At 73.5% G+C, this 22,238-nt stretch carries 23 protein-coding genes; 14 read left to right on the plus strand and 9 right to left on the minus strand.

The window, feature by feature from the left end; all coding sequences use genetic code 11:
• Positions 1–53: 53 nt before the first annotated feature.
• The 4 genes from ACIA5A_RS13765 to ACIA5A_RS13780 form a co-directional block, all read right to left on the minus strand.
• The gene (locus ACIA5A_RS13765; protein WP_396760876.1) at positions 54–860 is read right to left on the minus strand and encodes an ABC transporter permease; all 807 of its coding nucleotides are present in this window, start codon (positions 858–860) and stop codon (positions 54–56) included.
• Positions 861–872: 12 nt separating this feature from the next.
• A complete protein-coding gene (locus ACIA5A_RS13770) occupies positions 873–1,655 on the minus strand; it encodes an ABC transporter permease (RefSeq protein ID WP_396760879.1) in 783 nt (260 codons plus the stop codon).
• 108 nt (positions 1,656–1,763) lie between these two features.
• Complete coding sequence (locus ACIA5A_RS13775; RefSeq protein ID WP_396760882.1) at positions 1,764–1,952, minus strand: DUF397 domain-containing protein; 189 nt, start codon at positions 1,950–1,952, stop codon at positions 1,764–1,766.
• Positions 1,943–2,746 (minus strand): Scr1 family TA system antitoxin-like transcriptional regulator, encoded by an 804-nt coding sequence (locus ACIA5A_RS13780; RefSeq protein WP_396760884.1) that lies wholly within the window; start codon positions 2,744–2,746, stop codon positions 1,943–1,945. The genes ACIA5A_RS13775 and ACIA5A_RS13780 overlap by 10 nt, the downstream gene beginning before the upstream one ends.
• Before the next feature lie 262 nt (positions 2,747–3,008).
• Here ACIA5A_RS13780 and ACIA5A_RS13785 point away from each other — a divergent pair, with 262 nt between their 5' ends.
• Positions 3,009–3,254 (plus strand): flavin reductase, encoded by a 246-nt coding sequence (locus ACIA5A_RS13785; RefSeq protein ID WP_396760886.1) that lies wholly within the window; start codon positions 3,009–3,011, stop codon positions 3,252–3,254.
• 17 nt (positions 3,255–3,271) lie between these two features.
• On the opposite strand, the gene ACIA5A_RS13790 is transcribed toward ACIA5A_RS13785, so the two are convergent.
• Entirely contained in the window at positions 3,272–4,204 is a 933-nt protein-coding gene (locus ACIA5A_RS13790) for an ABC transporter ATP-binding protein (RefSeq protein ID WP_396760888.1), read from the minus strand.
• Between the two features lie 352 nt (positions 4,205–4,556).
• Between ACIA5A_RS13790 and ACIA5A_RS13795 the strand changes: the two genes are divergently transcribed.
• From ACIA5A_RS13795 to ACIA5A_RS13840, 10 genes are all read left to right on the plus strand, one after another.
• The gene (locus ACIA5A_RS13795) at positions 4,557–6,686 is read left to right on the plus strand and encodes a TRAP transporter permease (protein ID WP_396760891.1); all 2,130 of its coding nucleotides are present in this window, start codon (positions 4,557–4,559) and stop codon (positions 6,684–6,686) included.
• Positions 6,683–7,702 (plus strand): TAXI family TRAP transporter solute-binding subunit, encoded by a 1,020-nt coding sequence (locus ACIA5A_RS13800; RefSeq protein WP_396760894.1) that lies wholly within the window; start codon positions 6,683–6,685, stop codon positions 7,700–7,702. Before ACIA5A_RS13795 ends, ACIA5A_RS13800 begins: the two co-directional genes overlap by 4 nt.
• 63 nt (positions 7,703–7,765) lie before the next feature.
• Entirely contained in the window at positions 7,766–10,144 is a 2,379-nt protein-coding gene (locus ACIA5A_RS13805) for a nitrate- and nitrite sensing domain-containing protein (protein ID WP_396760897.1), read from the plus strand.
• Positions 10,141–10,533, plus strand: a complete 393-nt coding sequence (locus ACIA5A_RS13810) for a roadblock/LC7 domain-containing protein (RefSeq protein WP_396760900.1) — start codon at positions 10,141–10,143, stop codon at positions 10,531–10,533. Before ACIA5A_RS13805 ends, ACIA5A_RS13810 begins: the two co-directional genes overlap by 4 nt.
• Entirely contained in the window at positions 10,530–11,501 is a 972-nt protein-coding gene (locus ACIA5A_RS13815; protein WP_396760902.1) for a TAXI family TRAP transporter solute-binding subunit, read from the plus strand. Before ACIA5A_RS13810 ends, ACIA5A_RS13815 begins: the two co-directional genes overlap by 4 nt.
• Before the next feature lie 51 nt (positions 11,502–11,552).
• Positions 11,553–12,155: a helix-turn-helix domain-containing protein gene (locus ACIA5A_RS13820; RefSeq protein ID WP_396761201.1), complete on the plus strand. Its 603-nt coding sequence runs from the start codon at positions 11,553–11,555 to the stop codon at positions 12,153–12,155.
• A complete protein-coding gene (locus ACIA5A_RS13825; protein ID WP_396760905.1) occupies positions 12,155–12,526 on the plus strand; it encodes a hypothetical protein in 372 nt (123 codons plus the stop codon). The genes ACIA5A_RS13820 and ACIA5A_RS13825 overlap by 1 nt, the downstream gene beginning before the upstream one ends.
• The gene (locus ACIA5A_RS13830; protein ID WP_396760908.1) at positions 12,523–13,437 is read left to right on the plus strand and encodes an ABC transporter ATP-binding protein; all 915 of its coding nucleotides are present in this window, start codon (positions 12,523–12,525) and stop codon (positions 13,435–13,437) included. Before ACIA5A_RS13825 ends, ACIA5A_RS13830 begins: the two co-directional genes overlap by 4 nt.
• Complete coding sequence (locus tag ACIA5A_RS13835) at positions 13,434–14,231, plus strand: ABC transporter permease (protein ID WP_396760910.1); 798 nt, start codon at positions 13,434–13,436, stop codon at positions 14,229–14,231. Before ACIA5A_RS13830 ends, ACIA5A_RS13835 begins: the two co-directional genes overlap by 4 nt.
• A gap of 49 nt (positions 14,232–14,280) precedes the next feature.
• On the plus strand, positions 14,281–15,132 hold the full coding sequence (locus ACIA5A_RS13840; RefSeq protein WP_396760913.1) for a MerR family transcriptional regulator: 852 nt from the start codon (positions 14,281–14,283) through the stop codon (positions 15,130–15,132).
• 209 nt (positions 15,133–15,341) lie between these two features.
• On the opposite strand, the gene rox is transcribed toward ACIA5A_RS13840, so the two are convergent.
• Positions 15,342–16,772 (minus strand): rifampin monooxygenase, encoded by a 1,431-nt coding sequence (gene rox / locus ACIA5A_RS13845; RefSeq protein ID WP_396761204.1) that lies wholly within the window; start codon positions 16,770–16,772, stop codon positions 15,342–15,344.
• A 336-nt stretch (positions 16,773–17,108) separates the two neighbouring features.
• Between rox and ACIA5A_RS13850 the strand changes: the two genes are divergently transcribed.
• From ACIA5A_RS13850 to ACIA5A_RS13860, 3 genes are all read left to right on the plus strand, one after another.
• A complete protein-coding gene (locus ACIA5A_RS13850; RefSeq protein WP_396760916.1) occupies positions 17,109–17,963 on the plus strand; it encodes a helix-turn-helix domain-containing protein in 855 nt (284 codons plus the stop codon).
• A 61-nt stretch (positions 17,964–18,024) separates the two neighbouring features.
• On the plus strand, positions 18,025–18,969 hold the full coding sequence (locus ACIA5A_RS13855) for an NADP-dependent oxidoreductase (protein ID WP_396760919.1): 945 nt from the start codon (positions 18,025–18,027) through the stop codon (positions 18,967–18,969).
• A 31-nt stretch (positions 18,970–19,000) separates the two neighbouring features.
• Complete coding sequence (locus ACIA5A_RS13860) at positions 19,001–19,501, plus strand: cupin domain-containing protein (RefSeq protein ID WP_396760922.1); 501 nt, start codon at positions 19,001–19,003, stop codon at positions 19,499–19,501.
• Positions 19,502–19,568: 67 nt separating this feature from the next.
• On the opposite strand, the gene ACIA5A_RS13865 is transcribed toward ACIA5A_RS13860, so the two are convergent.
• From ACIA5A_RS13865 to dnaG, 3 genes are all read right to left on the minus strand, one after another.
• Complete coding sequence (locus ACIA5A_RS13865; protein WP_396760925.1) at positions 19,569–19,694, minus strand: hypothetical protein; 126 nt, start codon at positions 19,692–19,694, stop codon at positions 19,569–19,571.
• 94 nt (positions 19,695–19,788) lie between these two features.
• The gene (locus ACIA5A_RS13870) at positions 19,789–20,325 is read right to left on the minus strand and encodes a hypothetical protein (protein ID WP_396760928.1); all 537 of its coding nucleotides are present in this window, start codon (positions 20,323–20,325) and stop codon (positions 19,789–19,791) included.
• Positions 20,325–22,217 carry a DNA primase gene (gene dnaG / locus ACIA5A_RS13875; RefSeq protein ID WP_396760931.1) on the minus strand — a complete coding sequence of 631 codons (1,893 nt, stop codon included), beginning with the start codon at positions 22,215–22,217 and terminating at the stop codon, positions 20,325–20,327. Before dnaG ends, ACIA5A_RS13870 begins: the two co-directional genes overlap by 1 nt.
• Between the last annotated feature and the right edge of the window lie 21 nt (positions 22,218–22,238).

The raw sequence follows: 22,238 nt of genomic DNA on the forward strand, positions 1-22,238 counted from the left end.
TCGTCGTGTCGTCACTGCACGACTTGCCCCGAGGTCGGGCCGGGTAACCCCCGCTAGGGGTAGAGCAACCTGGCCATCCGCCGGGACGCCAGCGCCAACATCACGCCGGTCAGCGCCACCAGGTAGCCCACGTCGAGCAGCCAGGACCAGCCGGACCCACCCACGCAGACGCCCCGGATCAGGTGCACCGAGCGGTAGAGCGGGGTCAGCTCGACAAGCCAGCGCAGCACCGCCGGATAGGCCTCGGCGGGCACGAAGGTGCCGGAGAACAGGAAGAGCGTGAACTGGGCCGAGCCCATCAGGTCGAAATCCTGCCAACTGCGCAGCAGCGTGGCGACGGTCATGCCGAGCGCGCCGAACGCGAACCCGACGAGCACCGCCGCCGGGAACGCGACGAGCGCCCTGGCCACGGTGGTCAGGTCCAGCGCCACCATGATCAGCAGGAACGCGGCGGAGTAGAGCGACCCACGGGCCATCGCCCAGCCCAACTCGCCGAGGGCGATCTCGAACGGCCGTACCGGGGTCGCGATCACCCCGTCGTACAGCTTCATGTATTTCATCTTGCCGAAGAAGTTGAAGGTGGTCTCGGACAGCGCGCCGCTCATCGCCGACGAGGCGAGCATGGCCGGCGCGACGAACGCCGCGTAGGACACCACCCGGCCGCCGGGCAGCGTCAGGTCGCCGACCAGCGCGCCCACGCCGATGCCTATCGACAGCAGGTAGAGCACCGGCTCCACGAAGCCGGAGACCAGCACCAGCCAGTAGGCGCTGCGCAGCGCGGTGAGGTTGCGCTCGGCCACCGCCGCCGAGCGCCGCGCCCCGGTGACGCCGGCCAGCCGGGGCATGAGGAGAGCGACCACGAGACCCCTTCCCTAGACGACGAGTTGACGACGGAACGCCCGCAGCGCCAGCCACCAGCCGATGCCGGCCCAGGCGGCCAGGTAGAGCACGTGGCCGGTGACCGACCACTGCGGCGCCACGCCCAGGGTGGCGGCCCGGCACAGGTCGACGCCGTGCCAGAGCGGCGTCGCCCAGGCGACCGGCCGCAGCGCGGCAGGCATCGACTCGACCGGGAAGAACACCCCGGAGAAGAGCGTCATCGGGATCACCGCGAACCGGAACAGCAGGGCGAGGTAGCTGTCGCTGGGCACCCGCGCGCTGAACGCGAAGACCGGCGCGGCGACCGCCAGGCCGAGCAGCAGGGCGATCGGCGCCACCGCCGGCGCCCAGGGCGACCGCAGCGCCCCGAACAGCGCGGTCACCAGCAGGAACGCCACCGTGCTGGTGACCACCCGGAACAGCACGAAGGCCAGGTGACCGGCCACGATGTCACCGGTGCGCAGCGGCGCGGCCACCTGGGCGTGGTAGGTGCGGATCCACTTGAAGTTGCTGTGCACCGGCCAGGTCGACTCGGCGACGGCGACCTGGAACGCGGTCGAGGCGATCAGGCCGGGCACCAGCCACCACAGGTAGCGCACGCCGTCGACGCCCTGGTCGACGTAGGCCCCGACGCCGAAGCCGAACCCGACCACGGTGAGCACCGGCAGCAGGAACGACGAGAAGACGCCCGCCCGCCAGGTGCGCCGGTAGCCGACCAGGTAGTGCGCCAGCACCGCCGTCGCCGGCACCCGCGCCACGGCCCGAACGGTCGTCACCCGCACCACCCCCGTCGACCTTCCTACTCCCCGGGTACGACAGGCGCGAGCGTGATCCGCGCCGGCCCGCCGAGGTGGCGGGCCGCCCCCTCGGCGGAGCGGCTCCGGTCAGCGCGGGGCGACCCCGGTGACGAACGCGCGCCAGGCGTCGGAATCGAAGGCCAGCACCGGGCCGGCCGGGTCCTTGGAGTCGCGCACCGCGACCACTCCGGGCAGGTCGCCCGCCACCTCCACGCAGGCTCCACCCTGGCCGTTGCTGCGGCTGCTCTTGCGCCACCGGACGCCGTTCAGGTCCATGTCTCCGCCACTTCCGTCACGAGTTCGAGGGACTGCTGGTGCGATAGTGCCTCACCGCGGATCGACTCCCACACCTCGACCATCTGCCGCACGTGGTCGGCGCGGTCGATCACCTGGGCGTGGAGCTGGCCCTCCTGGTAGACCACGTCCTCGCCGTGCGGCGGGGTGGCGATCACGAACGGGCCGTTCATGCCAGGGTAGGCCCCGGCGGTCAACGGCACGACGTGGATTCTCGTCCGGGGCAGCGTCGAGCCGACCTTCACCAGGTGGCACACCTGCTCGCGCATCACCTCCGGCCCGCCGACGCTGCGGCGCAGCACGTGCTCGTCGACGACGAACGTGAGCAGCGGAGGCCGCTCCCGGGTCAGCACCGGCTGGCGGTCCAGCCGGGTCGCCACCTGCTGCTCCACCTCGTCCGGCGGGAACAGGCCGCTGCCGGAAAGCAGCGCGCGGGCGTAGCCCTCGGTCTGGAGCAGGCCCGGCACGCAGATCGGCTCGAACCAGCGCAGCGCGGTCGCCTCCGCCTCGATGCCGGGCCAGTCGCGGAACCACGGCACCATGGTCTCCCGGCCGATCCGCCGCTGGATGCGCTCGAAGCGGCCGTCGGCGCCGAACACGGCGTCGCAGCGGCGGGCGAAGTCCAGGCTCGGGCGGCGCTCGCAGGTCTCCACCTTGGCCACCAGCGCGCCCGAGTAGGTGAGCGCCTCGGCAAGCGCGGTCTGCGACATGCCGCCGGCGGCGCGGGCCAGCCGCAGCTCCTCCGCGAAGTGCTCCAGCATGGACGACAGTTCCACGGACAGCCTCCGTACGTCCTCGGTACACCCGCGGGCCGGTCGCCGCACGCGCTGGTCGTCGCCGCGCCGGACCTCCCACCGTAGTCGCGCCGTCACCAGACTGTCACGCAGCGGAACCGCTCCCGGGATCGGACGGCGGGCGGAACCAGGCCGGGGGCGTCGGCGCACGACGAGGTCCGCCGACGCCCCCATCCCCGCCACCACGGAGGCTCACCATGGCGACGCTCCCCCGACGCACCCCGACCGAGGAGGGCACGCGCTGATGCCCCGCTATCGCCCCCACGTCGCGGCGCGCCCGTCCTGGCGCTGCCGGGTCTGCGGCGCCGCGTGGCCGTGCTCGCCGGCCCGGCTGGCGCTGCTCGGTGAGTTTCGCGAGGACCGGACCGCGTTGCTGATCCATCTCGGGACGCTGCTGTGCGAGGCCACCGCCGACCTGACCGCCGGACGGCCGGACACCGCACCGGGGCACCTGGCTGAACGCTTCGTCCTCTGGGCCCGGCGCCGCTAGAACGGCCGGCGCGTGCCTCAGTCGACCAGGGTGCGGCCGGTGAGGTGCAGGAAGACGTCCTCCAGGCTGCCCCGCCGGACCAGCACGCCGACCGGGTCCAGGCCGCGCGCGGACACCTCGGCCACGGCGGCGTCGCCGTCGGAGACGTAGAGCAGGATGCGGTCGGGCAGCACCTCGACCCGCTCGCCCAGCCCGTCGAGCTTGCCGGCGAACGCCTCCTGCGAGTCGCCGGCGAAGCGCAGCTCCACCACCTCGCGGGTGGCGTGCCGCTCGATGAGCGCCCGGGGCGAGCCCTCGGCGACGATCCGGCCGCCGTCCATCACCACCAGGCGGTCGCAGAGCTGCTCCGCCTCGTCCATGTAGTGGGTGGTCAGGACCAGCGTGACGCCCTGCCGCTTGAGCCGGAACAGCCGCTCCCAGACCAGGTGCCGGGCCTGCGGGTCGAGGCCGGTGGTGGGCTCGTCGAGCAGCACGATCTCCGGCTCGTTGACGAGCGCGCGGGCGATGGTCAGCCGCCGTTTCATGCCGCCGGACAGCGGGTCGACCTTGCTGTCGGCCCGCTCGGTGAGCTGGACGAAGTCGAGCAGCTCGGCGGCGCGCTCCCGGGCCACCCGACGCGGGATGCCGAAGTAGCGCGCGTAGGTCGTCAGGTTCTCCCGGACGGTCAGCTCCGGGTCGAGGCTGTCGAGCTGCGGGCAGACGCCGAGCCGGGCCCGCACGGCCGGGCCGTCGCGCACCGGGTCGAGCCCGAGGATGCGCAGCTCACCGCCGGACGGCGGGGAGATGCAGCCGATCATGCGCATGGTGGAGGACTTGCCCGCGCCGTTGGGGCCGAGGAACCCGAACGCCTCCCCCCGGCGCACCTCCACGTCGATGCCGTCGACGGCGGTGAAGTCGCCGAACCGCTTCACCAGCCCGCGCGCCTGGATGAGTGGTTGCCCGATGGTCACCCGCCGACCCTAACCGCAGCGTCCGACACCTCTCCGGGCCTGCACGGTGCGTGATCGCCATTACGTTCCGTAACCGACCCGTTCCATCGTTAGAAGCGGGCCTAACTCACCATAGTGGAGCGATGGGCGAAGAGCGGTTCGGCTTTGCGTCGGGGTAATTGCGAAATCGATTCAAGAACGGTGTGCGGTGAGTGAGCGAAAGACCATTCCGTCACTCATTGCAATCACGATTGGCAATGTTCCCAACGTGTCCGCCATTCGCGTATCGTGCCCCCTCGTGCCACCCGTTCGCCCCTCCGACGCCACTCCCCCGTCACCCCGGCCGCCCGCCGGCGAGCCCGACGGGTCCGAAGTGGACGCTGCCGAGGTGCCGCTCCCGCCGGACGCGGGCGACACCACCGACCCGGCGTGGGCGGACGACGGGCCGGGCGAGACCCACCGCCCGGACCGGGACCCGGCCCACCCGGACACCCGCGAACTCGCCGCCCGATTCGAGGAGGAGAAACCGGGCCGGACGCTCACCGGGCCGGTCGGCACGCTCTTCACCGGAATCACCGTCGCGGTCGCACTGCTGGCGCTGCGGCAGGTGTTCTTCCCGTTGTCGCAGGGCAGCAAGTACTACCTCGTCCTCTTCCTCGCCGGCGTACTGCCGACGGTCTTCCTGGCGTACCCCTCGGGGGTGCGGCGACGCACGGCGGAGCGGGCCGGGCCGACGGTGCTCGACTGGGTGCTGGCCGCCGCCGCGCTCGTGGTCTGCCTCTACCCGGTGCTGCCGTTCGCGCTCGGCGCGGGCGGCGGGGGTTACGACGCGTTCCTCGACCGGCAGGGCCTGCTCGACCCGATGGACGTCGCGTTCGGCACCGGGCTGCTGCTCCTGCTGCTGGAGGCGTGCCGGCGCGCCACCGGCTGGATCCTTCCCGCCGTGTGCCTGCTGTTTCTCGGCTACGGCTACTACGGCGGGCTGCTCCCGCAGGCGTGGCCGGTGGCGCACGCCGGCCTGGACTTCGGCCAGCTCGTCGACGCGTTCTACAACTCCGACAGCGGCTTCTACGGCACCCCGCTCGACGTGGCCGCCACCTACATCGTGCTGTTCACCGTCTACGGCGCGGTGCTCGACCTCTCCGGCGCCGGCCGGTTCTTCGTGGAACTCTCCGCCGCCGCGTTCCGCCGCTCCCGCACCGCCGCCGGCCGCACCGCCGTCGCCTCCGGCTTCCTGCTCGGCACCGTCTCCGGCTCCGGGGCCGCGACCACGGTCAGCATCGGCGCGGTGACCTGGCCGATCCTGCGCCGCGCCGGCTACCCGGCCGAGCGGGCCGGCGGCATGCTCGCCGCCGCCGGGGTCGGCGCGATCCTCTCCCCGCCGACGCTCGGCGCCGCCGCGTTCATCATCGCCGAATACCTGGGCGTGTCCTACCTCCAGGTGCTCGGCTGGGCCACCGTGCCGACCGTCCTCTACTACCTCGGCATCCTGCTCTCCGTCGAGATCGACGCCCGCCGCTCCGGCGTACGGCCGGTGGTGGTCGACACCGGCTCGGCCTGGCGGCTGCTGGCCCGCTTCGGCTACCACTTCCTCTCCCTCGCCGTGATCATCGTGGTGCTGGCGCTGGGCGCCTCGGCGATGCGGGCGGTGGTGATCGCCACCGTGCTCGCCGCCGCGCTGTCCTTCCTGGACCGGCGGCACCGGCTCACCCCGGCCCGGCTGGTCGCGGCACTGCGCGACGGCGTACGCGGCGTGCTGGCGGTGAGCGCGGTGTGCGCCGCGGCCGGCATCATCACCGCCACCACCACCAAGACCGGCCTCGGCCCGCAGGCCGCCGCGCTGCTGGTCAGCGGCGCGCAGGCGGTCAGCTCGGAACCGGCGGTGGTGCTGGCGCTCACCGCCGTGCTCGCCGCCGTCGCGCTCAGCCTGCTCGGCCTCGCGGTGCCGGTCACCGCATCCTTCGTGATCGGCTGGGTGATCATCGGGCCGGCGCTGCTACACCTGGGCGTCGCCGCCCCCGCCGCCGCCATGTTCGTCTTCTACTTCGCGGTGCTGTCCGAGGTGTCCCCGCCGACCGCGCTGGCCGCGGTCGCCGCCGCGGCGGTCACCGGCGGCCGGCTGGTGCCGACCATGTGGCAGACCCTGCGGTACGCGCTGCCGGCGTACCTCATCCCGCTCGCCTTCGTGGTCACACCGACCGGCCTCGGCCTGCTCGGCATCGGCGGGCCGGGACGGATCGCGTCGGCCGGGCTGGTCTCCGCGCTCGGCGTCGCCGTGCTGGCCGTCGCGGCCGGCGGCTGGCTACCCGGCGTCGGGCCGGCCGGAATGCCGGAACGGCTGCTCGGCGCGGTCGCCGGGCTGGTGCTGCTCTGGCTGGAACCGCTGCCCGTGACGATCGGCGTGGCGCTCGCCGCGCTGGCCGTCGCGGGCGTGTACGTCCGACGCGGCGCCGGCCGCCCGTCGGCTGTGGAGTCCGTCAACCCTGGGGAGGACCGAGAGTGAGAAGGATCGACACGCGAATAGCCGCCGGCGTCGGGGCGTTGGCCCTGGTCGCCGCCGGCGCCGGCGGATGCGGGGGCCGGCAGGACGGCGCGGCGACCGACGACGCCGCCAAGGACATCACCTGCAAGGTCACCAAGGACACCCGGGTCGGCATCGCCACCGGCAACGCCACCGGGGTCTACTACGTGGTCGGCAACGCGCTCGCCGGTGAGCTGGCCAAGACCAGCGACGGCAAGCTCACCGGAACGGCCGCCGAGACCGGCGCCTCCGTGCAGAACGTCGAGCAGCTCGTCGCCGGCCAGTACGACGTGGCGTTCTCGCTGTTCGACACCGCGGTCAACGCGGTGCAGGGCAAGGGCAGCTTCAGCTCGCCGCAGCCGGTTAAGGCGCTGGCCCGGATCTACGACAACTACACCCAGGTGGTGGTGCGGGCCGACTCGGGGATCACCTCGGTCGCCGGCATGAAGGGCAAGAAGATCTCCACCGGCTCGCCCAAGTCCGGCACCGAGGTCATCGCCAACCGACTGCTCACCGCCGCCGGGCTGGACCCGGCCAAGGACATCCAGGCGCAGCGGCTCGACCTGACCAAGACCGTCGATGGCATGAAGGACGGCAGCATCGACGGCTTCTTCTGGTCCGGGGGCATCCCGACCGGCGGGGTCACCGACCTGCTCACCACCGCCGGCGGCAAGGTGACGTTCCTCGACCTCGGCGCGCTGCTGCCGAAGATGGCCGAGCTGAACCCGGCGTACCAGGCCGGCACCATCGGCAAGGACGTCTACTCCACGCCCGCCGACGTGCCCACCATCGTGGTGCCGAACGTGCTGCTGGTGCGCGACAACCTCGACGCGGACGTGGCCTGCGCGATCACCCGGACCGTCTTCGACCGCAAGGACGTGCTGGCCCAGGCGAACCCGGCCGCCAAGGGCATCGAGCTGGGCAACGCCCGCAAGACCGATCCGGTGCCGCTGCACCGGGGCGCGGACCGGGCGCTCACCGACCTCGGCGCGAGCTGACCGACCGGCCGGGCCCGGACCGCGTCCGGGCCCGGCCCACCCACACCCGACCCGGAGACCCCCGTGCCGCTGCCCCACCCCACCCGCGTACGTCGGCACCACCGTTCCGCCGACCGGGCCGGGCGACTCCGGTCGGTCCGGGTGCAGTTGCTCGCGCCGATCCTGGTGGCCACCGCCGGCCTGGTGGTGCTCGGCGCGGCGCAGACCGGCGCGGCGCTGGACGCGTCCACGGACGCCGGCCGGGCCCGGGTGCTCGCCGGCACCGCCACCGCCACCGTCCGGCTGGTGCACGAGCTGGAACGCGAACTGGGCGAGACGGCGGCGCTGCGCCAGCGCGGCGGCAACGCCGGCCGTCCGCTCGTCGACGCCCAGCGACGCCGGGTGGACGGCGCCGTCGACCGTTACCGCTCGGCCGGCGGCGAGGCCCGCCGCACCGCGCCCGACCTGGCCCGGGTGCTCGACGACGCGGACGGTCACCTCGACCAGCTCACCCCGACCCGCGCGCTGGCGTTGACCGGGGACCGCGGCGACCCGGCGTACGGCTCCCTGGTCGAGTCGCTGCTCGCGGTCGCCGACGCGCTGCCCAGCCAGCTCCGCGACGCACGCCTGGCCAACGAGGCCCGCGAGGTCGCCGCGGTGGCCGCCCAGGAACACCTCTCCGCGCTGGAGCGCGACCTGCTGCGCGCGGTGTTCGTCCGGGGCGCGCTGGAACGGGGCGAGCTGGCCCGGCTGGGCCGGCTCCGGGGCGCCCGGGAGCAACGGCAGGCCGAGTTCCTCCGGATCGCCTCCGGTCCGGCGAACGACGCCTGGTACCGGGTGGTCGACGGCACCGACGTCACGGCGGCCCGCCGGATGCGCGACGCGGTGCTCGACACCGACGGCGAGCCGGAGTCGCTGCGCACCGACGGCGACGCCTGGTATGTGGCGCAGAGCGGCACCATCCGCCGGTACAACCTGCTGGGCCGGGAACTCTCCGACGACCTGGACGCCGACGCCGCCGAACTGGCCGGGACGGCCCGGCTGCGCGCGCTGGTGACCGCCGGCGCGACGAGCACCGTCGCGCTCGGCTCGCTGGTCACCGCCGTGCTGCTGGCGGTCCGCACCAGCCGCCGGCTGCGCCGGTTGCGGGTGGCGGCGCTCACCATGGCGAACCGGGAGCTGCCGGAACGGATCACCGCGATCGCGTCCGGCGAGGGGGCGCCGGTGGACGGTCCGGCGACCCGGACGACCGACGGGATCCGGCGGGGCCAGGACGAGGTGGCGCAGGTCGCCGAGGCGTTCGACACGGTCAACCGGGCGGCGCTGCGGCTGGCCGGTCAGCAGGCCGAGCTGCGCCTGGACGTCACCCGGATGGCCGAGGCGCTGGCCCGCCGCATCCGGACGCTGATCACCCGGCAGCTCCGACTGCTGGACGACTTCGAACGCGAGGAGACCGACCCGGACGCGCTGGCGCGGCTCTTCGCCCTGGACCACCTGGCTGCCCGGCTGCGCCGCAACGGCGAGAACCTGCTGGTCCTCGCCGGCGGGGAGCCCGGCCGGGGGCACGAGGGAGCGTTGCTCCTCGACGACGTGGCGCGGGCGGCGGCCTCGGAGATCGAGGACTACCCCCGGGTGGAGATCGACCTGCCGTCCGCCGCGGTGCACGGCGCGGCCGCCGGCAACCTGGTGCACCTGCTGGCCGAGTTGCTGGAGAACGCCACCGTCTACTCGCCGCCGGACTCGCGGGTGCTGGTGGACGGGCGGCGGACCGTCGACGGCCTCGTGCTGCGCGTGCACGACCAGGGCATCGGCATCAGCGACAGCCGGCTGGCCGAGATCAACCAACGGCTCGCCGCGCCGGCCACGCTGTCCAGCGCGGCCGCCGGCAGCATGGGCCTGCACGTGGTGGCCCACCTCGCCGCCCGGCACGGGATCCGGGTGCAGTTGCACCATGCCGGCGACGGCACGGTGGCGCAGGTGGAGGTGCCCGAGTCGGCGCTGACCCGGGTCGAGTCGGTGACCCGTCGGCCGGCCGCCGCGCGCCGGCCGGCGCACGGGTCCGCCGCGCCGTGGTTCAAGCCCGGCGCCGCGCCGGGGACGTCGCATCCGACCGGCCCGCACGGCCTGGTCACCGCCGCGCCGATCGCCGGGCGCCCGCCGGGCGCGCGCGGGGTCGCCACGGTACGCCCACCCGGCAACGCCCTGCTGGCGCCGAGCACGGCGCGCATCCGCCCGACGAGCGCGCCGCCCGCGCCGGTGGCGACCACCGGCGCGGGGCTGCCGCGCCGGACGAGGGGCGGGCACCTGCCCGCGCCGATGCCCAGCACCACCACGCCGCCGCCGGCGGCCGACCTGCTCGACCCCGAGGTGGTACGCGCCCGCCTGTCCGCCCTCGCCGAGGGCGTGGCCAGCGCGACGCGTCGTGCCCCGAACCCCACCACACCGACCGGGAGAACGTCATGACCACACCCGTCACCGCCGGACTCGACTGGCTCCTGGCGAACTTCGCCGAGCAGGTCCCGGACGTCTCGCACGCGCTCGCGGTCTCCGAGGACGGGCTGCGCCTGGCCTCCTCCCCCGACCTCTCCGCCGACCAGGTCGACCAGCTCGCCGCCGTGATCAGCGGGCTGGCCAGCCTGACCGTCGGCGCGGCCCGATTGATGTCGGCCGGTCGGGTACGCCAGCAGATCGTGGACATGGACGGCGGCGTGCTGCTGGTGATGGCGGTCGGCGAGCGGGCGCTGCTCGGCGTGCTCGCCGCGCCCGGCTGCGACCTGGGCCAGATCGGCTACGAGACGGCGACGCTGGTGCAGCGGGTGGCGGAGGCGCTGGAACCGGCGGTCCGGCAGTGACCGGCCGCCCGGCGCGACTGGTGGCGGCGCTGCTGTCGGTCGTGCTGGTGGCCGGCTGCGGCGCCGGCGACACCGACGCGCCGGCCTGGCACGGCGGGCGGATCTTCCTGGCCACCGGCAACACCACGGGCGTCTACTACCAGCTCGGCGGCGGGTACGCCGACCTGATCAGCCGGCACCTGCCCGGCTACGAGGCGCGGGCGGAGCCGACCGGCGCGTCGGTGGAGAACATCATCCGGGTGGCGAGCGGCGACATGGAGATCGCGTTCAGCCTGGCCGACACCGCCGCGGACGCGGTCAACGGGCGGGGCGTCTTCGACAAGCAGCCGCAGCCGGTGCGGGCGCTGGCCCGGGTGTACAGCAACTACACCCACGTGATCGTCCGGGCCGACGGCAAGATCGGCAGCTTCGCCGACCTGCGCGGCAAGCGGGTCTCCACCGGCTCCCCGCGCTCCGGCACGGACATCATCGCCGGGCGGCTGCTCACCGCCGCCGGCATCGACCCCGACCGGGGCATCCAGCGGTTCAACCTGTCGTTGCCGGAGACCGTCAAGCGGATGCGGGCGAACACCCTGGACGCCATGTTCTTCTCCGGCGGGCTGCCCACCCCGGGCGTGAAGGACCTGCTCTCGGCCGCGCCCGGGAAGTTCCGGCTGCTGCCGCTGACCGAGCTGATCGAGCCGCTGGGCGCCCGCTACGGCTCGGTCTACACCACCGCGCTGCTGCCGAAGGAGGTCTACGGCACGCCCGCGCCGACGCCGACCATCACGGTGGCGAACGTGATCCTGGTGGCCGCGGACATGCCTGACCAGCTCGCGTACGACCTGACCCGGGTGCTGTTCACCTGGCAGGGCGAGCTGGTGCAGGTGCATCCGGAGGCGGCGAACTTCACCCGGGCCAGCGCGGCGCTGACCGACCCCATCCCGCTGCACCCGGGCGCGCGACGGTTCTACCGCAGCGGCGGCTGACCACCTCACTTTCATTATCATTCTCGATAGTGATAACGTTCCGCCGTGGAGATGTCGCGGGAGCGTTGGGCCGAGACCGCGCTGCATCCGGTGCGGATCCGGATCCTGCGCGCGGTCGCCGGGTCCCGGCTGACCACGCACGACCTGGTCGAACTGCTGCCCGACATCCCCCAGGCGACGCTCTACCGGCACTTGGCGCTGCTGGTCCGGACCGGGCTGCTCGACGTCGTGGAACAGCGCCGGGTCCGCGGCACCGCCGAACGGGTGTACGCGCTGCCCGCCCACGGCGCGACGCTCGACGCCTCGGCGCTGGCCACGGCCACCCCGGAGGAGCACGCCCGCTACTTCACGGCTTTCGTGTCGAGCCTGCTGTCCGAGTTCTCCCGCTATCTCAGCCGGGAGCGGCTCGACCTCGTCGCTGACGGCGTCGGCTACCAGCAACTCGTGCTGCACCTGACCGACGCCGAGCTGGGCGAGTTCGCGGCCGGCTTCAACGCGCTGGTCGGGCCGCTGCTGAGCAACGAACGAGGCGACGGGCGGACACCGCGACTGCTGGCGACCGTCCTGATGCCTGCCGACCGGCCGACGCCCACCGACCACGACGAACGGCAACCGGAGCCGGGCGACGGCTCCACGACGACGGGGGAGAACTGATGGCAACGGTGACGGTGACCGGCCACCTGATCGACATCCGGTTCAGCGGCTGGGAACGGCTCTGGACCGGACGGGAGCGATTCGCGGTGCCCACCGGCGCGGTCCGGCACGCCGCCGGAGTTCCCGACCCGATCCGGCTGGCCCGCGGCGCCCGCCGGGGATACGCCGTCTCCGGCTTCGCCAAGATCGGCGTCTGGGGCCTGTTCGGCGGTCCCCGCCAACTCGTCGCGGCCCGCCGGGGCGAACCCGGACTGCACCTGGTGCTCGACCGGTCGACGGCCGGCGGCGAGTTCGACGAGGTGGTGCTCTCCACGCCCGCCGGGCCGGCGCTCGCGGAGGCGATCGGGCGGGCGACGGCGGCCGGCGCATGACCGGCGACCGCCTCGCGATCGAGGTGTCGCACCTGACCAAGCGCTACGGCGACATCACCGCCGTACGCGACCTGAGCTTCACCGTGGAGCCCGGCGCGGTCACCGGATTCCTCGGGCCCAACGGCGCCGGCAAGACCACGACGATGCGCATGGTGACCGGGCTGGTGTCGCCCACCGGCGGCACGGCCACGATCGGCGGGCGGCCGTACGGCCGGCTGAGCCACCCGTCGCGGACCGTCGGCGCGGTCTTCGGCGGCAACGCGTTCCACCCCGGACACACCGCCCGGGACCACCTGCACGTCTACGCCGCGCTGGGCGGTCACCCGGACGGCCGGGTCGCCGAGGTGCTCGACCTGCTCGGCCTGACCGAGGCCGCCGACCGACGGACCCGCGGATTCTCCACCGGCATGCGACAACGGCTGAACCTCGCCACCGCCCTGCTCGGTGACCCCCGCGTCCTGCTGCTGGACGAGCCCGGCAACGGGCTCGACCCGGAAGGCATGGCGTGGCTGCGCACCCTGCTGCGCCGGCTCGCCGACGAGGGCCGCACCGTGCTGGTCTCCAGCCACGTGCTCAGCGAGATCCAGCAGTTGGTGGACGACGTGGTGGTGATCCGGCGCGGCGCACTCGTCGCCGCCGGGCCGTTGGCCCGACTCGCCGGCCCACCGGCTGTCCTGGTCACCTCCCCCGACGCCGAAGCCCTCGCCGCCACCCTGACCGTCGGCCCCGGCCCGGTCCCCCGGGTGGAGACCGTCGGAGCCGGCCGGCTCCGGGTGCACGGGTGGGACGCCCCTGGCGTCGCCGACCACGCGGCCGCCCACCGGCTGCGGGTCCACGAGCTGGTCACCGAACACACCGGACTCGAACAACTCTTCCTGCGCCTGACCACGGACGAGGTGACCACCCGATGAGCCTGCTGATCACCGCGGAGTTCCGCCGGCTGCTGGCCACCCGGATGTGGCGCGGGCTGCTGCTCACCGCCGCCCTGCTGGGCGGCGGCATGCTCGGTGCGATGGCACTCGTGGGCCCGGAGAACTTCGACCCGCCACTGCCCGGGCTGGACACCGAGGCCGGCCTCCGTGCCGTGCTCGGCATCCTCGGCTACACCGCGTTCGTGCCGGCCGCCGCCGGTACGCTCGCGGTCACCTCCGAGTACCGGCACGGCACCGCCGCCGTCACCTTCCTGTTCGCGCCACGCCGGGGCCGGGTGCTGGCCGCCAAACTCGCCGCGTACACGGTCGTCGGCCTGGCGTACGGGCTCGTGCTCGCCGGCACCGCCGCGGTGGCGCTGTTCGCCGTCGCCGCCGCCCGCGACGTCCCGCTCGGGCTGCCGACCACCACCGTGCTGGCGCTGCTCGCCCGGATCGGCGTCGCGATGGCGGTGTACCTGCTGATCGGCGTCGGCGTGGGCGCCCTGGTCCGCCACCAGGTCGCCGCGGTGGGCGTCGTGGTCGGCTACCTGTACCTGGGCGAGCCGGTGCTCATGATGATCCCCGGGGTCAACCTGCTCTACCCGGTCCTGCCCGGCGGCGCGACCGCCGCGCTGACCGACTTCACCTACCTCACCGACGCCATGTCCGATCAGCTCGGCACCGCCGCCGTCCCCCTCCTCCCACCGGCGGCCGGCGCCCTCGTCCTCGCCGCGTACGCGGCGACCGCCTCGGCGCTCGCGGTGCTCCTTCCGCTACGCCGCGACGTCACCTGACCGCGATGCTTGACCCTCACACGGTGTCAGGGCCGAGGCTGGGGGGACCATGTTCAGTATCGGAGAGTTCGCCGGCCTGGGCCGGGTGTCGGTGCGCATGCTGCGCCACTACGACGCCATCGGCCTGTTGCGTCCCGCCCACGTCGACCCGCACAGCGGCTACCGCTTCTACACCGCGCTGCAACTGCGCCTGCTCAACCGGGCGACCGCCCTGAAGGACCTGGGCTTCAGCCTGCACGAGGTGCAGACACTGATCGACGAGAAGGTGGATCCCGCCGAGCTGCGCGGCATGCTGCGCCTGCGCCGGGCCGAGCTGGCCGCGCGCATGCGGCAGGACACCGCCCGCCTGGCCCAGGTCGACGCGCGACTCCGCATGATCGAGAGCGAGGGACACATGGAGACCGGAGACGTCGTCCTGAAGAGCATCGCGGCGATCCGGGTGGCGCAGTTGTCCGGCACCGCCGCCGGCTACGACCACCCGACGTCGATCACCGAGAACCTCAGCCCGCTCTACCCTCGTCTGATGGAGCTGCTGAAACGGCACCGGGTGGCCGTCACCGGCGCGCCGATCGCCTGGTACGAACCGGCGCCGGTCGAGCCGGGCGACGAAACGATCCGGGTGCACGCGGCGGTCCCGGTCGGATCGGCCGAGGTGTCCCCCGCCGCCGGGTTCGAGGTGGTCACGCTCCCGCCCGTGGAGTACGCGGCGACCGCGCTGCACCACGGCCCGATGTCGGAGGCGTTCCGGACCGGACAGAAGCTCGCCACCTGGATCGACGACAACGGCCACCGCGCGGTCGAGCCGGGCTTCGCCCGCGAGGTCTACCTGGACTGCCCGCCCGACCTCGACCTGTGGGTCACCGAGATGCAGATGCCGGTGCGGGTGACCACCGCGACCTGACACCGAGCGGCCGTCACGCCGGCGTCAACAGCATGGGTGCCTCCGCGCGCCTCAGACACCCATGCTGTTCCACTCGCGCTCCAGCCAGCCCACGAGTGGAACGCCATGGGTCTCTCCGGCTCGTTTTGACACCCATGGCGTTCCACCCACGCCAGACGAGCCGCTGAGGCTACGCCGGGGGCGGGGCCGGCGGGGGCGGGGCGGGAGGGTCAGCCGGCGGGTCCGAACCACCGGGACAGCCCGGCGGCCAGGTCTCGCTGGTCGTCGCCGGCCCACGCGACGTGCCCGTCCGGCCGCAGCAGCAGGGCGGGCACGTCCAGCTCCGCGCCGGCGTCGACGACGTGGTCGACCCGGTCCGCCCAGCCCGCCACCGAGAGCGCGCCCGTCCGGTCCAGCAGCAGCCCGCGACCGGAGTGCATCAGGCCGTACAGGTTCCCCCGCGCCAGCTTCAGGTCGCGCAGTCGCCGGCCGAGCAGGTCGTGTCCGTCACCGAGGTCGTACCGGACCGAGATCGCGGTGATCTTCTCGATGAGGTGGCGGTTCACCTCCTCGAAGGCCATCAGCTCCGCCAGCAGCCTTCGTACCGCCTGCGGGCCCGGTTCCAGGGACATCAGCTCCGTCTGCGCGCGGGTGTTGTCGAGCACGTCCGCCGCCACCGGCCGCCGCTCGGCCTCGTACGTGTCCAGCAGCCCCGCCGGCGCCCGCCCGCCGACCTGCGCGGCCAGCTTCCAGCCCAGGTTGAACGCGTCCTGGAGCCCGAGGTTGAGCCCCTGCCCGCCCAGTGGCGGGTGGACGTGCGCCGCGTCGCCGGCCAGCAGCACCCGGTCGACCCGGTAGCGCTCGGCGAGGCGGGTGGCGTCACCGAAGCGGGACAGCCAGCGCGGCGAGTGCACCCCGAAGTCGGTGCCGGCGGTCGCCCGCAACTGCTGCCGGAACTCCTCGATGGTCGGCGGGACCGCGCGGTCCTCCGCCACCCCCGCCGCCGGTACGACCACCCGGTACAGCCCGTCGCCGTCCCCGACCGGCCCGACGCCGAACCGCAGTTGCGTCTTGCGTACCTCGGTCATCACGGCGACCACCTCGTCCGCCGGCGCGGTCAGCTCCATCACGCCCAGCAGCGTCTCGGACCTGCTGGGCTCCCCCGGAAAGCCGACGCCCAGCAGCTTGCGCACGGTGCTGCGACCGCCGTCGCAGCCGACGAGCCACCGCGACCGCAACCGGGTGCCGTCGGCCAGCTCGGCGGTCACCCCGTCCTGGTCCTGGCTCAGCCCGACCAGGTCGCTCCCCCGCCGGATCTCGGCGCCGGCCTCGGTGGCGTGCTCGGCCAGCAGCCGCTCGGTGACCGGCTGCGGGACGCCGAGGATGTAGCTGTGCGCGGTGTCCATCCGTTGCGGCCACTCCTTCGCGATGCCGGCGAAATAGCCACCGCGCTGGAACTTCTGCCCGACGGAGAGGAAACGATCCAGCAGACCGCGCTGGTCCAGCAGCTCGATGCTGCGCACGTGCATGCCGAGCGAGCGGACGACGCTGGTCGGCTCCGCGTCCCGCTCCAGGACGACCACCCGCACGCCGTGCAGCCGCAACTCGGCGGCCAGCATCAGGCCGGTCGGCCCACCGCCCACGACGATCACGTCGATCACGTCGATCACGGAATCCCCCGTTCGATTTCGCCAGGTCACGGCGTCGGAGGGGGATTCTTCAGCAGCACCGGGGGCTTGCCGCAAGACCCGGGGTGCGATATACGTTGAAAGTGGCAGGGAGCAGACGACTCCTTGCCTTTCCTTCTGCCCGGACAGCCGGCTGGTGGCCGGCCGGGACAGGCTCGGCAGGTCGCCGCACTCGCCACCCGAAACACCGAGGACTTCGCCGACACCGGCGTCGAGGTCGTCGATCCCTGGCAGGCGACGGCCGCCGAAGACCGCTGAGCGGCCGGTACCGGAACAGTCGTCGACACGCTGACCGGGCACAATTGGGCCGTGGAACGTCACGAGTTCGGTGTCGCGGTGCGCCAGTTGCGGGAGCGGACGGCACCGGAGGCCGTCGGGCTGCCGGTCGGCCGCCGGCGGACCCAGGGGCTGCGGCGGGAGGAACTCGGCGAACTCGCGGGTATGTCCGCGGACTACGTGCGCCGGTTGGAGCAGGGGCGCAGCCACCCGTCGGCCGGCGTGGTGAACGCCATCGCCCGGGCGTTGCGGATCGGGCGGGCGGACTACGAGCGGCTGTGCGCGCTGGCCGGGTACGCCGCCGCGGACGGGCAGGTGCCGACCGACATCGGTGCGGGCGCGATGCGGCTGCTGGAGCGGTTCACCGACACTCCGATGTTCGTCTCCGACGCGGCGATGAACATCGTCGCGGTGAACAGCGCGTTCCTGGCGCTGGAGCACTGGCATCTCACCGGGGACCCCTGGGAGTGGAACGTCGCCTGGCGCACGTTCTGTGATCCGTTCGACGACTTCAAGCAGTCAGCCGATGACGCGACCGATCATGAAGCGATCCTCGCCGCGCAGCTGAGGAGCGCGCTGCTGCGCTATCCCGCCGACGCGTCGCTCGCCGCGCTGGTGGACGAGATGCGGAGCCGAAGCCGCCTGTTCGACACCCTGTGGCGAACGCCGCGGCCGGTGGAGGCGTACGAGAGCAGTGCCGCGTTCATCCATCCCGACGCCGGCGCGGTCACGCTCGTCGGCAGCCTGCTCGCCATCCCGGGTGACGACCTGGCCGCTCTGATGCTCACCGCGGCGCCGGGCTCGGCCGACGCGGCGCGCCTGGCGGAGATCGTCGGCGCCGCCGCCGAGCCGGCCATCGTCAAGGTGGGCCAGCCCGGCCCAGGCTGACCACGCCGGATCCTGCCAGATTGAGTGCACACGAACGGCGCTCACGAAAGCAGGTTCAGCGATGAAGGCAGTGCGTTTCCACGAGTTCGGCGGCCCCGAGGTCCTGCGTTACGAGGACGTCGAGCAGCCCACCCCCGGTGCCGGCCAGGTCCGGATCCGGGTCGCCGCGACGTCGTTCAACGGCGTCGACGGCAACATCCGCGCGGGTTTCATGCAGGGCCCGATCCCGGTCGAGCTGCCGCACACCCCCGGCCTCGATGTCGCCGGCACTGTCGACGCGCTCGGTGACGGCGTGGACGACGTCGCGGTCGGCGACCAGGTCGTCGGCTTCCTGCCGATGACGGAGCCGGGTGCGGCAGCCGAGTACGTGCTCGCGCCGGCGGAGATCCTGACCGGGGCGCCCCGGAACATCCCGTTGGCGGACGCGGCGGCGTTCCCGCTGGTGGGCCTCACCGCGTGGCAGGCGCTGTTCGACCACGGCAAGCTGACCGCCGGTCAGCGGGTGCTGATCAACGGCGCGGGCGGAGCGGTCGGCGGCTACGCGGTCCAGCTGGCCAAGGAGGTCGGCGCCCAGGTGATCGCCACGGCCAGCCCGCGCAGCGCCGATCGCGTCCGGAGTGCCGGCGCCGACGAGGTGATCGACCACACCACCACCGACGTGACCGCGGCGGTGACCGATCCGGTCGACCTCGTCCTCAACCTCGCGCCCGTCGCCCCGGAACAGCTCGCCGCGCTGGTCACGCTGATCCGCGACGGCGGCACCCTGGTCAACACCACCGTCTGGATGCCCGCCCCGTCCGACGAGGCGCGCGGCGTGCACGGCGTCGACCTGTTCGTCCGCAGCGACGCCGACCAACTCGCCGACCTGGCTGCCCGCGTCAGCACCGGCGAGCTGCGCGTCGACGTCGCCGAGCGGGTCGCGCTGGCCGACCTGCCGGCACTGCACACCCGGGCCGGTGCGGGCGAGCTGCCCGGCAAGACCGTCGTCCTCGCGCCAACCGCCTGACCCGCCACCGCACTGCCTGGAGACGATCACGATGATTCCCGACGACGATCCCGCGCGCTCGCTGACCGTGGCGAACCCCGACGATCCCGACACGACCTACATCTCCCTGGTGGGCAACACCTACGGCATGTTGATCACAGGCGAGCACACCAACGGCGCGTACTGCCTGATCGACATGCGCGTCCCCGACGGTGGCGGCCCGCCGCCGCACCGGCACGACTTCGAGGAGATGTTCACGATCCTCGACGGCGAGATCGAGTTCACCTTCCGCGGCGAGAAGCACCTCGTCCGGGCCGGGTCGACGGTCAACATCCCGGCCAACGCGCCGCACCACTTCCGCAACACCTCCGGCGCGCCGGCCCGGATGCTGTGCATGTGCACCCCGGCCGGGCAGGACGAGTACTTCAGCCGCATCGGCGACGTCGTCGCGGGCCGGGACGCACCGCCGCCGCAGCTCGCACCGGACGAACTCGCCGAACGCCGCCGCCTCGCCGCCGAACTGGCCTCGACCTACCGCAGCGAGTTCCTGTGACCACTCCACCGAGCCCGAAGAGGGGCCCGCCCGAGACTCGGACGTCGGCCGGCCGGGCATCTCACACTCACGGCGTCCAGTCACGCCGCGGCAGACCGTAGATCGCCATGTCCGCGAAGCCGTCCCCGTCGTACGCGCGCTCCCGCTGGGTGCCCTCGTGGGTGAAACCGCACGTCTCGGCGGTCCGTCGCATTGCCACGTTGCCGGCCGGCGTCTCGATCTCCGAACAAGGCGGCCCGGCCAAGCCGTCCGCCGAGGGCCACAGCCGTACGGTGGTCCGGTCGCCGTCAGGCGTCGGCGGGCGTGGTGGCGGCGCGGGCCTCGGCGACCAGGCGGTCGGTCTCGGCGGCCACCGCCTCGTCGTCGACCGGTGTGCCCGGGTCATAGCGCACCGTCCAGGTCAGACCGTCGACGCCGGACACCCGCCGCGCCGCGACCCGGGCGGCGCCGCCGGGCACCGGGTGGTGCGCGGTGTACGCCACCGAGGCGGTGACCCGGGCCCGCACCTGGTGCGGCAGGTCGCCCGGGTCGAGCAGCAGGTAGGTCTCGGCCGGCGCGTCGGCGACCACGAGGTAGCCGTCGCGCTCGGCGACCGCCTCGGCCGGGGTGACGGTGAGCTCGCGGCCGGACCACACCGCCTTGAGGACGTCGTGCCAGCCGAGGCGCTCACCGCGACCGGGCAGCCAGAGCCCGCGGTTGCTGGCGACCAGCACGCCGTCACCCTCTCCGTTGCCGGCGGCGGCCCAGGCGAGCACCCGCTCGTCGGCGGCCAGCGGCGGCCGGTCGGCCGGCGGCAGCTTCGGGCGGCGGCGGAAGAGTCCCATCACAGTCCTCCGGCGGCCTGCTCGCGCAGGGCGCGCGCGTGTTGTTCGAGCGAGAGCAGCTCGCCGAAGAGGGCGAAGTATTCGTCCTTGTTGCTCACCGGGTTGATCCGCTGGATCTTCGACTTGAGGTCCCGGATGCGGCCGGTGACCGAACTCCACTGGAGCCGGGCCATGGTGACCGAGACATACCTCGGGTCGACCTCGCCGTCGATGCGCAACGGCTCCACCGCCAGCTCGCCCACCAGGGCCTGCCCGGCCAGGTCGTCGCAGGCGTCCCGGACCCGCTCGATCCAGACCGCGCCGCCTGTCGCGCCGGCCGCCCCACCGGCCGCGGCGACGGCCACGCGCACCACGGCGTGCACCGGGTGCTGGTAGTCGCCGGCCTCGACGGCGTCGAACATCGGGCCGGCCAGCACCGGCTCCTGCAACGCCAGCTTCAGCGCCTCGCGCTCCACCATGGACCGGGGACTGTCCACGGCCGGCGTGGCCGGGCCGGGACGCGACGGCGCGGGGCGACCGGCGGCGGGCTGGCCGTTGGCGGCGCTCAGCACCGCCCGCTGCACCGGCTCGATCTCCATGCCGAGGTCACCGGCGAGCTTGCGGACGTATTCCGGGCGCTTCTCCCGGTCCTTGAGCTTCGCCACCAGCGGCGCGGCCCGGCGCATCGCCTCGACCCGGCCGTCGACGGTGTCGAGGTCGAACCGGCTGATCATGTGCCGGAGCGCGAAGTCGACGAGCGGCTCGCGGCGGGCCACCAGGTCGCGCACGGCCAGGTCGCCCTTGGCCAGCCGCAGGTCGCACGGGTCCATGTTGTCCGGGCTGACCGCGATGAACGTGCGCCCGACGAAGCGCTGGTCGTCCTCGAAGGCCCGCAGCGCGGCCTTCTGGCCGGCGGCGTCGCCGTCGAACGTGAAGATGATCTCCCCGGCGCGTTCGTCGCTGTCGAAGAGCACCCGACGCAGCACCGAGATGTGGTCCGCGCCGAACGCGGTGCCGCAGGTCGCCACCGCGGTCGGCACGTCGGCCAGGTGGCAGGCCATCACGTCGGTGTAGCCCTCGACCACCACCACCTTGCCCTGCTTGGCGATCTCCCGCTTGGCCTGGTCGATGCCGTAGAGGACGTGTGACTTCTTGTAGATCGGCGTCTCGGGGGTGTTGAGGTATTTCGGGCCGTCGTCGTCGTCGAAGAGCTTGCGGGCGCCGAAGCCGATCACGTCGCCGGTGATGTCCCGGATGGGCCACATCAGCCGGCGGCGGAACCTGTCGATCAGCGAGCCGGAGCGGGCCGGGCGGGACAGGCCGCCGGTGACCAGCTCGTCGTGGCTGAAGCCCTGCTGCCGCAGGTGCTTGGTGAGCAGGTCCCACGCGTCGGGGGCGAAGCCGCAGCCGTAGCGCTCGGCGGCGGCCCGGTCGAAGCCGCGCCGGGCGAGGAACTCCCGGGCCGGCCGGGCGCCCGCCGTGGTGAGCTGGGCGCGGTAGAACTCGACGGCGGCGGCGTGCGCGGCGACCAGCCGCTGCCGCTGGCCCTGCTGCGGCCGGGCGCGCGGCGTCGACCTGTCGTCCTCGACGTAACGCAGCGGGATGCCGGCGCGCGCGGCGAGGCTCTCCACGGACTCGACGAACCCGAGGTGCTCGGCGTCCATCAGGAACTTGATCGCGTCGCCGCCGACCCCGCAGCCGAAGCAGTAGAACACGTTGCGGGCGGGCGAGACGTTGAACGAGGGGCTCTTCTCGTCGTGGAACGGACAGAGCCCCTTGAGGTTGCCGCCACCTGCCGACTTGAGCGTCACCACCTCGGAGATCACGTCCGCGATGGAGGTGCGCTCGCGGACCAGCGCGATGTCCTCGTCCCGGATCCGCCCCGCCATGGCCGCCACCTCCTCGGCGTACATCCTGCCCTGCCGGACCGACGA

This window comes from Micromonospora sp. NPDC051300, from assembly GCF_044455315.1.
GTDB classification, from domain to species: domain Bacteria; phylum Actinomycetota; class Actinomycetes; order Mycobacteriales; family Micromonosporaceae; genus Micromonospora; species Micromonospora robiginosa.